Source organism: Corallococcus llansteffanensis (assembly GCF_003612055.1).
Classification (GTDB): domain Bacteria; phylum Myxococcota; class Myxococcia; order Myxococcales; family Myxococcaceae; genus Corallococcus; species Corallococcus llansteffanensis.
In genome coordinates, this window is the sequence record NZ_RAWB01000290.1 from 1 (window position 1) to 12,661 (window position 12,661).

8 protein-coding genes are annotated in these 12,661 nt (G+C 70.1%); 4 read left to right on the top strand and 4 right to left on the bottom strand.

The annotated features are described in order from the left end of the window. Positions 1-5,193: MupA/Atu3671 family FMN-dependent luciferase-like monooxygenase (locus D7V93_RS25020; protein WP_120645794.1), on the top strand; the 5,193-nt coding region annotated here is incomplete at its 5' end. A 92-nt stretch (positions 5,194-5,285) separates the two neighbouring features. On the opposite strand, the gene D7V93_RS25025 is transcribed toward D7V93_RS25020, so the two are convergent. Continuing rightward, positions 5,286-7,055 (bottom strand): hypothetical protein, encoded by a 1,770-nt coding sequence (locus tag D7V93_RS25025; RefSeq protein ID WP_120645795.1) that lies wholly within the window; start codon positions 7,053-7,055, stop codon positions 5,286-5,288. Between the two features lie 80 nt (positions 7,056-7,135). Between D7V93_RS25025 and D7V93_RS25030 the strand changes: the two genes are divergently transcribed. Together D7V93_RS25030 and D7V93_RS25035 are read left to right on the top strand one after the other, a co-directional pair. Then, a complete protein-coding gene (locus D7V93_RS25030; protein WP_120645796.1) occupies positions 7,136-7,735 on the top strand; it encodes a hypothetical protein in 600 nt (199 codons plus the stop codon). A gap of 46 nt (positions 7,736-7,781) precedes the next feature. Continuing rightward, entirely contained in the window at positions 7,782-9,212 is a 1,431-nt protein-coding gene (locus tag D7V93_RS25035; protein WP_120645797.1) for a hypothetical protein, read from the top strand. A gap of 26 nt (positions 9,213-9,238) precedes the next feature. Here the strand turns inward: D7V93_RS25035 and D7V93_RS25040 are convergent, their stop codons facing one another. Continuing rightward, positions 9,239-9,673 carry an Lrp/AsnC family transcriptional regulator gene (locus tag D7V93_RS25040; protein WP_120645798.1) on the bottom strand — a complete coding sequence of 145 codons (435 nt, stop codon included), beginning with the start codon at positions 9,671-9,673 and terminating at the stop codon, positions 9,239-9,241. 108 nt (positions 9,674-9,781) lie between these two features. Here D7V93_RS25040 and D7V93_RS25045 point away from each other — a divergent pair, with 108 nt between their 5' ends. Then, entirely contained in the window at positions 9,782-10,378 is a 597-nt protein-coding gene (locus D7V93_RS25045; protein ID WP_120645799.1) for a cysteine hydrolase family protein, read from the top strand. Position 10,379: 1 nt separating this feature from the next. Here D7V93_RS25045 and D7V93_RS25050 read toward each other — a convergent pair whose 3' ends face one another. Next, positions 10,380-11,585, bottom strand: coding sequence for a PKD domain-containing protein (locus D7V93_RS25050; RefSeq protein ID WP_120645800.1), 1,206 nt, complete (start codon positions 11,583-11,585; stop codon positions 10,380-10,382). Positions 11,586-11,624: 39 nt separating this feature from the next. After that, the gene (locus D7V93_RS25055; protein WP_120645801.1) at positions 11,625-12,428 is read right to left on the bottom strand and encodes a hypothetical protein; all 804 of its coding nucleotides are present in this window, start codon (positions 12,426-12,428) and stop codon (positions 11,625-11,627) included. Positions 12,429-12,661 lie beyond the last annotated feature (233 nt).

The window sequence follows — 12,661 nt, forward strand, 5'->3', positions numbered from 1 at the left end:
GGTGGCTACTGGAACCGCCAGGAGGAGACGGCCCACGCGTTCGACGGGCGTCTGGCCCACGGAGAGGGTCCGTTCCTGCGCACCGGGGACCTGGGCTTCCTGTCCGCGGACGGAGAGCTGTTCGTCACCGGCCGGCTCAAGGACCTGCTGATCATCCGCGGTCGCAACCTGTACCCGAACGACCTGGAGCTGACGGTGGAGCAGGCGCACCGGGCCGTGCGCCCCGGGTGCACCGCCGCCTTCTGCGTGGAGGTGGAGGGCGAGGAGCGCCTGGTCGTCGCCACCGAGGTGGACGTGCGCGAGGGCTTCGATGCGAACGCCGTCGTCACCGCCCTGCGGGGGGCGATGGCCCAGGAGCACGCAGTGCATGCGCACGCGGTCCTGCTGCTCCAGGCGCGGAGCATCCCGAAGACATCCAGCGGGAAGATCCAGCGGCGGGCCACGCGCGAGGCGTACCTCGCGGGGGAGTTGGAGGTCATCGAGGCGTCGGTCGCCCAGGAGGTGGCCGAGGCCACGCCCACCACTCCGGCCGTACCTGTCCGCGAAAGACTGAACGCCGCGCCCGGGCTGGAACGGCAGCAGGTGCTCACCGGCTACCTGCGCGAGGAGCTGGCGCGGGTGCTGCGCGTGGCCACCGCGTCCCTGGCCGACGATGCGTCGCTCGCGGGGCTGGGTCTGGACTCGCTGATGGCGTTGGAGCTGCACGCGGAGCTGGAGACGGCGCTGGGTGTCTCGCTGTCTCCCGCGTTCCTCTGGCAGCACCCTACCCTCGCGTCCGCAGCTTCGCGGTTGCTGGAGGCCTGGGGCGGGGCGAAGGACGCCGCACTGCCTCCGATGGTGCGGGGTCCGCTGGACGGTGAGCTGCCTTTGTCCTCGGGTCAGCAGCGGCTGTGGTTCCTGGACCGGCTGGTTCCCCACCGCGCGCTCTACAACGTCCACTTTCAGCTCCACCTCACGGGACGGCTGGATGAGGCCGCGCTGCGCAGCGCGCTCGATGGGCTCCTGCTCCGGCACCCCATGCTGCGCACCTCGTTCCCGGAGGTGGAGGGGCAGCCCCGACAGGTGGTGGCTCCGGCCGCGTCGCTGGATCTGCCACGGGTGAACCTGCGTGCGCTTCCTCCCGAGGAGCGCGAGGCCGCGTTGCGGCGACATGCGCTCGCGCATGGGCAGGAGCCCTTTCGCCTGGGTGAAGGGCCGCTGGTGCGCGCCGCGCTCGTGGCCCTGAACGACTCCGAGCACGTGCTGTTGATGACCCAGCATCACATCATCACGGATGGCTGGACGCTGGGGCTGCTCGCGCGTGAGCTGTCATTGCTCTACAGCGAGGCGCTGGCGGGGACGTCCAGCACCCTGCCGCTTCCCACCTTCCAGCCGGTGGACCACGCCCGGTGGCAGCGAAGCCTGGGGCCCCTGCTGGACGGCTCGCGAGCCTTCTGGGCGCGGCGCCTGGAGAATCTGCCGCGTCTGGAGCTGCCCACCGACTTCCCGCGGCCCCGCGAGCCGAAGTTCCAGGGCGCGCTGCATCGGCTGTCATTGCCGCGCCCGCTGGTGGAGGAGCTGAAGGCGCTGGGACGGCAGGAGGGCTGCACCCTCTTCGTCACCCTGGCGGCGGCGTGGACGGCGATCCTGCACCGCTACAGCGCGCAGGAGGACTTCGGCCTGGGCACCATCGTGGCCAACCGCGAGCGGCCCGGCCTGCGTGACGTGGTGGGCTTCCTCGCGAGCACGCTGGTGCTGCGCATGGACGTGTCGGGCGCGCCGGCCTTCCGCGAGCTGCTCGACCGCACGCGCCGCACCTTCCACGAGGCACTGGCCCACGCGGACCTGCCCTTCGAGGAGGTGGTGGGCGCGGCCCGCGCGAACCGTGGCGCGGAGAACCCGCTGTTCCAGGTGAACCTCCTGCTGGAGAGCCTGCCGCCCCTGTCCATGGACGTGCCCGGGATGATGTGGCGCCCGGTGCTGCCCGTCCCCGACGGCGCCGTGGAGGGCACCGCGAAGTTCGACCTGCAGCTCGCCCTGGTGGAGACGCCCGAGGGCCTGGACGGCGCGCTGGAGTACCGCACCGACCTCTTCACGCCCGACACGGTGGCGCGGCTGGCGCGTCACTTCCAGGCCCTGCTGCGCGGCGTGGTGGCCTCGCCCGGGATGTCGGTGGCGGACGTGCCGCTGCTCGACGAGGCGGAGCGGCGCACGCTGCTCCAGGACTGGAACGACCTGACGCCGCCCTCGATCCAGGACGACGCCCGCTGCCTCCCCGCGCAGTTCCGCGCGCAGGCCCTGCGCACCCCGCACGCGGTGGCGGTGGTGGCCGACGACGAGACGCTCTCGTACGCGGAGCTGGATGCGCGCAGCGACGCGCTGGCGTGGCACCTGCGCGAGCAGGGCGTGGGACCGGACGTGCGCGTGGGCTTGAGCGTGGAGCGCTCCGCCGGGATGGTGGTGGCGATGCTCGCCATCCTCAAGGCCGGTGGCGCCTACGTCCCGCTGGATCCGGAGTACCCGCGTGAGCGATTGGCTTCCATGTTGGAAGACTCCCAGGCGCGGGTGCTGGTGACACAGTCGCACCTGGTCAATGCCCTGCCGACCGAGGGCGTGCACACCGTCCTCCTGGATTCGGAGGAGGCATTCGAGCTGGAGGTGCTCGGGCCGCCGCACTCGGGCGTCACGCCAGAGGACCTCGCCTATGTCATCTACACGTCCGGCTCCACCGGGCGTCCCAAGGGCGTGATGGTGCCGCACGGGGGCGTGGCCAACTTCTTCAGCGCCATGGACGCCCGCGTGGGCAACGCGCCCGTGGGCACGTGGCTGGCCGTGACCAGCATCTCCTTCGACATCTCCGTGCTGGAGCTGCTGTGGACGCTCACGCGCGGCTTCCGCGTCGTGGTGCAGGGCGACGGCGCGATGAGGAAGGCTCCGGCGCGAGCACCGGTCGTACGCCGCAAGCCGCTGGACTTCAGCCTGTTCTACTTCGCGGACGATGCGGAGGCGGCGGGGGGCGACCGCTACCGGTTGCTGCTGGAGGGCGCGAAGTACGCGGACGCCCATGGCTTCGCCGCCGTGTGGACGCCGGAGCGGCACTTCCACGCCTTCGGCGGGCTCTATCCCAGCCCCGCCGTCGCGAGCGCCGCCATCGCCGCGGTGACGAAGCACATCGCCATCCGCGCCGGAAGCGTCGTGCTGCCCTTGCATCACCCCGTGCGGGTGGCCGAGGAGTGGGCGCTCGTGGACAACCTCTCTGGCGGACGGGTCGGCATCTCCGTCGCGTCCGGCTGGCATGCGAATGACTTCGTCTTCGCGCCGGAGCAGTACGAGCAGCGCCGGGAGCGGATGCTGGAGGGCGTGGACACCCTGCGGCGGCTGTGGGCCGGCGAGTCCGTGCGCTTCCCCGGCGGCGCGGGCGCGCAGGTGGACGTGACGCTGCGGCCCCGGCCCGTGCAGGCGACGCTGCCCCTGTGGCTCACCGCCGCGGGCAACCCGGACACGTTCATCACCGCGGGCCGCAAGGGCTGCCACGTCCTCACCCACCTGCTGGGCCAGACGTGGGAGGACCTGGAGAAGAAACTCGCGCTCTACCGCGAGGCCTGGCGCGACGCGGGCCACGCCGGAGAGGGCCACGTCACCCTCATGCTGCACACCTTCATCGGCGAGGACACGGCCCAGGTGCGCGCGGTGGTGGAGCAGCCGTTCCGCAACTACCTCAAGAGCTCCGCGGACCTGATGCGCGGCCTGGGACGCACCCTGGGCGTGGACATGGACGCGGCCACCGAGGCGGACCTGGACCGGCTCGCGGGCCACGCCTTCGAGCGCTACTTCGAGACGAGCGGTCTGTTCGGCACGCCTCGTTCGGTACGGGAGCGCGTGGAGCAACTCCAGGCGCTGGGCGTGGACGAGGTGGGCTGCCTCATCGACTTCGGAATCCCCACGCAGACGGTGCTCGAAAGCCTGCCCCGACTGCGCGAGGTGAAGGACCGTCACGCGCGAGACCACCGGTGGACGGGCAGGGTCCGGTCGATTCCGGAACACCTGCGCGAATCCGGCATCACGCACCTGCAGGGCACGCCGTCACTCGCGCGGACCCTGCTGGCGGACTCCCAGGCGGCCGAAGCGCTCACGGGGCTGCGGCGGCTGATGGTGGGCGGAGAGGCCCTGCCGGGCGCCCTGGCCACAGCGCTGCGACAGCGCCTGTCCGACGACGCCGAGCTGCTCAACATGTATGGCCCCACGGAGACCACCATCTGGTCCTCCACACACCGGGTGGACGCGGACGGAGGCGAAGGCGTGGTGTCCATCGGCACGCCGCTGCTGCGCACCCAGCTCTACGTGCTGGACGCGCGCATGGCGCCGGTGCCGGTGGGCGTGCCGGGAGAGCTGTACATCGGCGGAGCGGGCGTGGTGCGCGGCTACCTGTTCCGTCCCGCGCTCACCGCGGAGCGCTTCCTGCCGGATCCGTTCAGCCAGCTTCCAGGCGCGAGGCTGTACCGCACGGGCGACCGCGCACGGTGGCTGCCCAACGGCACGGTGGAGTTCCTGGGCCGCGTGGACCACCAGCTCAAGGTGCGGGGCTTCCGCATCGAAGCGGGTGAGATTGAAGCGGCGCTGACCGCGCAGCCTTCCGTGCGCGAAGCGGTGGTGGTGGCGCGCGAGGACGTCCCGGGCGACGTGCGCCTCGTCGCCTACGTCGTGGCCCGTACGGGCATGACGGTGGAAGGCAATGCCCTGCGTGAAGCCGTGGGGCGGCGCCTGCCCGAATACATGGTGCCGTCCGTGGTGGTGGAGTTGCAGGTGCTGCCGCTCACGCCCAACGGCAAGGTGGACCGCAAGGCCCTCCCTGCCCCCACCGCGACTCGCGCCACGCGCGCAGCCTACGTGGCGCCGGAAGGACAGCTGGAGGAACAGATCGCGGAGGTATGGCGCAAGGTCCTGCGCGTCGAACAGGTGGGCGTGCACGACAACTTCTTCGACCTGGGCGGACACTCGCTGCTGATGGTGCAGGCCCACGCGCAGCTCAAGGCCGTGCTGGGTCAGGACCTGCCGCTGCTCAAGCTGCTGGAGCACCCGACCATCAGCGCCCTGGCACGGCTTGCACGGCAGGAGCCTGCCGCGGCACAGGCGTCCGTCGACGCGGCCCAGGACCGCGCGAAGCGACAACTGGAGAGCCTCAAGCGTCAGCGGCAGCGTTCGGGCCGCAAGTAGCAGCGGCTGTTGAACCTGCCACGCCCCGGGCAGGAGGGGCCCGGGGCGTCAAAGGCAAAGCGGGTGGAACGGAAACTCACCGCAGGAGGGCCTCAGTACGGATGAAAGCGGGTCACGAAGGGCGTGGCCTGGGTCTGGCCTTCCGGGATGCGCGTGCCCGCCACGCGAAGGAACCCCTCCGCGTCCAGCAGCGCGGTGGTGGGCTTTTCGTCACCGGGCAGGTCGGTCCGGTGCGAGCGAAGGGTGCTCGCGCCATCCGCGGACACGTGGATGACGCCCAGCGCGGAAGCCCCCTTGGAATCCTGGCTCCAGGTGGCGAGCGCGATGGCTCCACCCGACAGCAGGCCCGTGCCAACGACCGCGTCCTTCACCCCGGGGAGGCCCGCCGTGAGGAAGGTGAAGCCGACGCCGTTGAAGGAGGTGTCCTCGTCTCCGCCCGCCCACACCCGCACCAGGGTGGCCCTCGTGGCTCCGTCCGCGAAGTCCGCCCGACCGCCCACCAGCAGCTTCCCGTCAGCCAGCCGATGCAGCGTGCGCGGGGTGATGTCCGGCGAAGTGAAGGAAGGCACATAGCCGAGGGTCCGGTCCCAGGTGCCGTTGGAGTTGAAGCGGATCAGGGCCAGCGTGTTGAGGCTGCCGCTGGAGGTTCCCGCCACCACGACCTTGCCGTCAGGCTCGGTGACGACACACAGGCCATCGTCCTCCCGGCCCAGGTCCACCGCGGCCACGCCATCCCCGCTGAACGTGGTGTCCAGGGCACCGGTCGAAAGGAGGCGGACCGCGAGCAGATCCAGGTCGGAGTTGCGGACCGTGCCCGCGCCGACAATGCGGCCCGTCGCGTCGAGGGTGACCGCGTGCAGGGTGGAGTTGCCCGTGGAGAGCTGGAAGGTGCGCACGCCAGTCCCCCCGAACGTGGTGTCCAGGCCCCCCGCGGAGGTGTACCGGACCAGCAGCACGCTCTGGTACTTCGTGCCCGCACATGTGTTCGTGCCGGCGATGGCGCCGCCCGCGATGACGATGCTGCCGTCCGACTGCACCGTGACGGCATCCGCGTAGTCGTCACTCCCGCAGATGTCGCTGACGACCACGCCCTGCGTCCCGAACGAAGTGTCCGGCGTTCCATTCGGGAGCAGTCGCGCCACCAACACGTCGCGCAGCCCCGTGGCCCCGGTGGAGCCCACGAGGAGCCACTTGCCGTCCGGCTGCGCGGCCATGGCGTTGATGCTCACCGCCGTCAGCCCCAACGCGGGCATCGCGACCCCTGCCGTTCCAAAGGCGCTGTCCAGCGCGGCCCGTCCGGGTTGGACCACCAGGGTGACGGGGAACTCGACGCGCTCGCCTCCGCCCACTCCCACCAGGGTGAGGGGGAACCGGCCATAGGCGGCGAACTCGTCCGGGTAGAAGCCCACCGGAGCCCCGCTTTCCGTCGCGGAGACGGTCACCGGCAGCGGCTCGGTACTCACGTGGGCAGGAAGCCCTTCCACCGTGAGCAGGACGTCCCCGGAGAACGTGGGCTGGCGGAGGACTCCGACGGCGAGCGCGGTGCGCGTCGTCGGGTCGAAGCGGACCGTCTGTTCGGAGGACGTCGCGAGGCTGAAGGCGGGAGGCAGCGGGTCCTGCCCCCCATCAGGCTGGGGATCCACGGGGCCTCCGTCCGGCTCCTGGCCGCCCGCATCCGTCCCCACGGGGCCCGCGTCCGAGCCGGCGTCGCGGGACGGCGTCGCGGGCGGACCGGCAGGCTCTTCGGAATCACAGGCACCGATGCCCAGGGCGACCCCGGTCAGTGCGAGCGCCGTCAGGAGCCGGAGACGGGGCAGCAGGGAATGGAGGCGGAACCAGGAAGGGTGAGGGACGGGGTGCATGATCAATCTCCAGGGAGAAGTCCGTCCCTTGTATAGAAAGGGAGGGCGTCGACGAAAAGAGTCCTGGATAGAGTGGCAGGATGACCGCTCGAATCCTGCTGCTCCCGTTCGTTCTGTTTCCCCTGGTTGCCTCGGCGAAGGAGCCGAAGCCCCGCACCTACGACATCATCATCCTTGGAGGCGGGAAGACGGAGGCCGAGGCGCAGGCCCCGTTGGAGGCCCTCAAGAAGCAGGTGCTCTGGGTGCGGCTGACCGAGGGGAGCTGGCACTACCCCCGGGTGGAGAAGTCCGACGACTACCCCGGCCTCAACAAGGGGTTGTACATCGCCGTGCTCGGGCTCTGTGCGCGTGACGGGGACACGAATGCCAAGGCGCTCGTGAAGGCAGTGAAGGCCCTGGCGCCGGGCACGTATTCCAAGAGCATCAAGGGCGCGTATGGAGACCCGTGCCCGCCCACCGGCGCGTTCACTCCGCCGAGCGCCGAGGAGAAGGCGCACCTGGACCGCATCGCGAAGGAGCCGAAGTCCGCGGCCGCCTACTTCACGTATGCCCAGGCCCTCAAGGATGAGGGACGTCTGGGGGAGGCGAGCATCATCGTCGACGAGGCGGTGAAGCTCGACCCGAAGTACCCGGGGGCGCTGGAGCTGTCCCAGACGCTCATGGTCCTGCTGACGGACTGAAACTCGCGCCTTTACAGCCTCGGACCGGTGGCCAAAGCTGATCCGAATGGCGAAATACACGGTCAAGGTCTCCAAGGCGCCGAAGGGTCATGAGGTTCCGCCGCTGCTAGCGGACTTCGGCGCCTGGATTGGCAAGCAGTCCCACGGAACGCTGGGCTGGTTCGATGCACTCGCGACCGAGCCCATTCCGAAGGAGTGGAGCCCTGAGAAGGCCGACCGGCTTCGCCGCGAAGCCTTCGCGTTCCTCCATCTTCCCGACGGCTCGCTGCTCGCGCTCGTGAACCCCGGAGCCGACGCTCCGCGGGCGGTGGCGTTGGTCGGTTCGGAGGGCGAGGCGCGGACGGTCGCGAACAGCCTCGAGGAGTTCCTGGCGCAGTGGTCCCGGGGTGAGACGGAGATCGACGAACTCGACGATGAAGAGGCGGCGTCCGGGCGGAAGGCGCTGGCCGCGTGGCTGAAGGAGAAAAAGGTCAAGGCGCCGAAGGCGAAGGCCTTCGACTTCGCGGCCTGGCTGGATGGCGACGCCGTGCCCCCGCCCACGGCGACCACGCAGACCGTGCCCGTCCATACGTTCACGCCGACCGCGGTGATGAAGAAGCTCGGCCCGAAGACCCAGCGGCTGGCGTCAGTGCTCGGACGGCGCGCGGACACCCCGGAGGTCATCGCCTACGTGACCGGGGAGCTTGGCAAGAAGGTGCCCGTGTCCACGAGTGAGAACACCGACGCGGTGAACGTCGAGGCAACGAAACATGGCGTCGAACTCGTCTTCTCCCACGAAATCCTGAACGACGCCTTTCCGCCGATCCCAAAGACCGCCAAGACGTTCATCCCCTACGTCTCTTCCGCGTGGGTGAGGTCGAAGATTGGAGAGGATGTCCTGGGCGTGCCGTGGAAGGTGAAGTCGGAGGCGGAGATCACGAAGCTGCTCGGCCCGCCCACCGGTCGCCACGCTGCCTTCGCGGACGAGGACGAGCTCACCGTCGCCTCCTGGGAGTTCGCGCTCGACACGTCGGAGCACGTGTGGCTCGACCTCTCGTTCGATGACTCCCTCTCCGTCACCCTTGCCGTGAAGGGCGCAGGCGCGCTCATGCGATATCCCGACGTCACGACCGGGCTCTTCGTCGGCTATGCCGCGACACGGGGCCTGCTCGATACCTCGCGCTTCCCGGCACACCGGGCGTTGCTCACGGCCATCGAGACACGCAAGGCGAAGGGTTCGGAGCTCGTGAAGCAGGCGCTTCCGCGCGGCCTCTGGGATGACCACCTCCGCGATGCGCCGGGGCTCCGTGAAATGGCGTGGCGATGGTTCCACAACATGAACGACCTGTGGATCACGGCCGACCTCAAGAAGACCTTCGGAAAGCGCGCGGGTTCGTTCGGTCACGACGAGCCGAAGCTCGATGACGACACCTGGGACGCCGTCGACAAGGCAGCGCCGCTCCTCGACAAGCGCTTCGCGGCCTGGCTTGTGAAGTAGGGCCAGCCTGTGGCCCCGCGAGGCGCTCAGCCCCGGTCCAGATGCACCGTGAGCACGGGCGCGGTGGTGACGGCGCGCACCTCCGGGATGCGCGCGACGCGCTCACGCAGCTCCGACAGCGCCCCCAGGTCCGGGGCGCGCACGCGGATGAGCATGTCCACCTCTCCGGCGAGCGACTCGATGCGCAGCACCTCCGGCAGGTCCCGCAGCTGCGGCGCGACGCGGGGGCACACGGGGCCCGAGAGCTTCACCGTGAGGTAGGCCTCCACGCCGGGCGGACGGGCGGACGCGCCGAGCCGCACCGTGTAGCCCTGGATGATGCCGTCACGCTCGAGTCGCGCCACGCGCTCCTGCACCGCGCTGCGCGACAGCCCCACCTTCGCCGCCAGCTTCGTCGCGGACTCCCGCCCATTCGCTTCCAGGAGGGCCAGGATGCGCCCGTCGAGCTCGTCCAGCGCCATGCGTCTCCCCTTCCGCCGGCACTGTGCCGGTGTTCCGTCCTTCTGCCGGGTCGCGTCCGGCAGGCCCGAACCCTAGGGTGCACCGCACCTGGCGAAAGGGGCAAGGCCATGCAGCTCGACGACACCGCGGTGCTCATCTCCATCGACGTGCAGCAGGGCTTCGACCTGCGGCCCTTTGGACCGCGCAACAACCCGGACATGGAGGCCCACGCCCTGGCGCTGCTCGCGGCCTGGCGCACGGCCCGACGCCCCGTGGTGGTGGTGCGCCATGACAGCGTCCACCCCGACTCTCCCCTCGCCCCGGGAACTCCCGGCAACGCGCTCAAGCGGGGCTTCGAGCCGCAGCCGGGCGAGCCGCTCGTCACCAAGCACGTCAACAGCGCGTTCATCGGGACCGACCTGGAGTCGCGCCTGCGCGCGGCGGGCGTCCGGCAGGTGGTGCTCTTCGGAATCTCCACGGACATGTGCGTCTCCACCACCGCGCGCATGGCGGCGAACCTCGGCTTCGACCTCGTGGTGGTGGGTGACGCCTGCTACACGTGGCGCCAGCCCACGCCAGACGGAGCGCTGCTGGACGGCGAGACGATCCACCGCGCGCACCTCACCACGCTGAACAGCGAGTTTGGCCGCGTGGTGCGCACCGCGCAGGTGATCGAGGCGCTCTCCCCTCTCGCGCACGCCGCGGTGGGCCCGGGAACCGCATGACCTACTTCGGTAGCGGGCGTTCCGAAGGGACCGGAGGTACGCGCTGGGGCCCGGCCTTGTAGGAGGACCAGGACAGGGACACATCCTTCCCCGTCGCGTCGCGCCCGTGGAGGGAGTCGATGACCTGCTTCACCTCCGGCCGCACGTCGGACGGAAGCACGGTGACGTGGCCCCGGAAGCCTCCACGTCCCAGGTCCTCGTCCACGGTGATGACCTCGCGCCACCCGCTCGTGCGGACCTCCACCTGGTCGTCCCAACCCACGGTCAGCCGCTCCACGCGCTCCCACGCGACTTCGCTGCCCTCGGGAACGTCGACCTGGAGCTGGCTCTTCCATCCCTCGCTCGCTGCTTGTCCGGTCACGCGTTCGAGCTTCAGGCTCGCTCCGGGGGGCGCATCGGAAGGCGGCTGCGCCCGGACCTGCACGAACGTCGTCGCGGTCTGCTCGCCTCCAGCACCACCGGCGGACAGCGACACCGTGAAGCTGCGCACGTCCGGCTCGCCGGGGGCCTGCGCCGCATAGACATGCGTGGCCCCAGGCTCCGTCGTCACGGCGGAGTTCCCATCACCGAAGTCCCACGCGTATGTGGTCGCGGACTTCGGTGACACCGCTCGGAAGGAGAAGTCTTCATTGCCCCGCTGAGAGACCTCGATGCGGAGTGCATCGGCCTGTCCCTCGCCCGGGCCGCACGCGCGCACATCAATGCCGACGACCTGTTCGGCCAGCACGCCGACGCGCCGGCCCCCCAGGTCCTTGCAGAGCTGGAAGCGCACGAAGTATCGACCCGCCGTGGCCGGTGCACGCCACGGGAGCCGGGCGCCGGGTTGCAGTTCCGCACCCGTCTCCGAGCCCGGCCACACCCAACGCGAGACCATGCCCGGCTCGGCCTCCCCTCCGGTGCGAGCGGACAGCGTCAGGGGCTCACCTGTGCACACCCACGGGCGGTCCGCGTCGATGCCCTCGATGCGGGCGCTCGATGACAACTCCACCCGCTCCTCGTTCAGCGCGGCGGAGAGGGCGGCTCCTGTCGCGGCGGGTGGAACCAGGTCGGGGGCCAGGGGCCGCAGCCGCGCACGCACGGCAGGGGCCGGAGTCACCTCCATCATGCGCTCGGGCGCCGGCGTGACGGTGATCTGGGGCGACGGCTCACCGTCCTTGAGCAGCAGCACCCACGTCAGACCGATGACCAGCAGGACGCCACCGGCCAACAGGAGCTTGCGTCCACGACCTCCAGGGGCCACGGAGGATCAGAACCCGAAGTCGTTGAGGTGGCGCCGGTAGCCCTGGGAGTTGGGCCGGTACCACTGGTCATCCCAACCCTTGAACTCCACATCGTCCAGCAGGCGCTCCGTCTTCCCGTTGAGGACGACCGAGTTGATGAGCTGCACCGCCGTGGAGCCCACGTTGCGCGAGGCGAGCTTGTTCGCCGTGGTGTCGAGGTACTGGGACGTGGTGCGGCTGCAGAAGTCCTGGGACAAGCACCCGCGGTCGCACGTGGACAGGTTGTTGTAGGACGCGTGCTTGTCCTCGGCCATGTAGAGGACGGGCCACCCGCGGTAGCCATTGCGCGAGTCGCTCAGGTCGTACTCGAGCTGGTCGAACGTGTACCAGGCGGACGAGTCACACGAGCTCTTGCGGTGCGCGGACAGGTAGACCGAGTCGAGGTACCAGCGCCCTCCGGAAGCATGCACCTCGAAGATCTGGAACTCGGGATCGCCGTCGTGGCCGGTGGTGACGCCGGAGTCCTCGAAGAAGGTGTCCAGGTAGAAGATGCGCACGGTGCGGGTGGCGAACGCCTCGCTCTTGACGGCGTAGTACGGCCGACGGGCAGCGCCGCTCTCACCGCTGTCGAACCAGAACAGCGGCATGAACCACTTCGCGAGCTGGTACTCGCAGTCGTCATTGAGCCCATCCCGGTCCGCGTCCGTGCCGGTGCCCCAACAGTTGTCGCCATACGGGATGACGGAGAGGCCATCCGCTCGGGCCACCGGGGCCGCCAGCGCGAGGAACAGGCCCAGGGACAGGACGACGGTGCGGATACCGCTGTTCATGGAAGCGCTCCGGGGTGGAGACGTCGATGGAGGCCGGAGGATACCGCGCTCCGCTCCCTCCCTCCGAAATCCCCGGAAAATCATTTCTGGGACGGCGCGGCACGAGCACGGCTCTCCCTTCTGGAACCCCCTCGACCCCCAACGTCGAAGCCAGGAGCAGGGACATGAGAGCCATTGATGCCTTCCGGAGCGCCGCCACCCTCATCAAGCCGCAGCCCCCCGCCGCGCCGCCC

Bases quoted from the DNA above. Each gene is read 5' to 3' on its own strand.
- D7V93_RS25040 (WP_120645798.1), bottom strand. From the start codon at position 9,673: ATGGCGCTGGACGAGCTCGACGGGCGCATCCTGGCCCTCCTGGAAGCG.
- D7V93_RS25045 (WP_120645799.1), top strand. From the start codon at position 9,782: ATGCAGCTCGACGACACCGCGGTGCTCATCTCCATCGACGTGCAGCAG.
- D7V93_RS25055 (WP_120645801.1), bottom strand. From the start codon at position 12,428: ATGAACAGCGGTATCCGCACCGTCGTCCTGTCCCTGGGCCTGTTCCTC.
- D7V93_RS25025 (WP_120645795.1), bottom strand. From the start codon at position 7,055: ATGCACCCCGTCCCTCACCCTTCCTGGTTCCGCCTCCATTCCCTGCTG.
- D7V93_RS25030 (WP_120645796.1), top strand. From the start codon at position 7,136: ATGACCGCTCGAATCCTGCTGCTCCCGTTCGTTCTGTTTCCCCTGGTT.
- D7V93_RS25035 (WP_120645797.1), top strand. From the start codon at position 7,782: ATGGCGAAATACACGGTCAAGGTCTCCAAGGCGCCGAAGGGTCATGAG.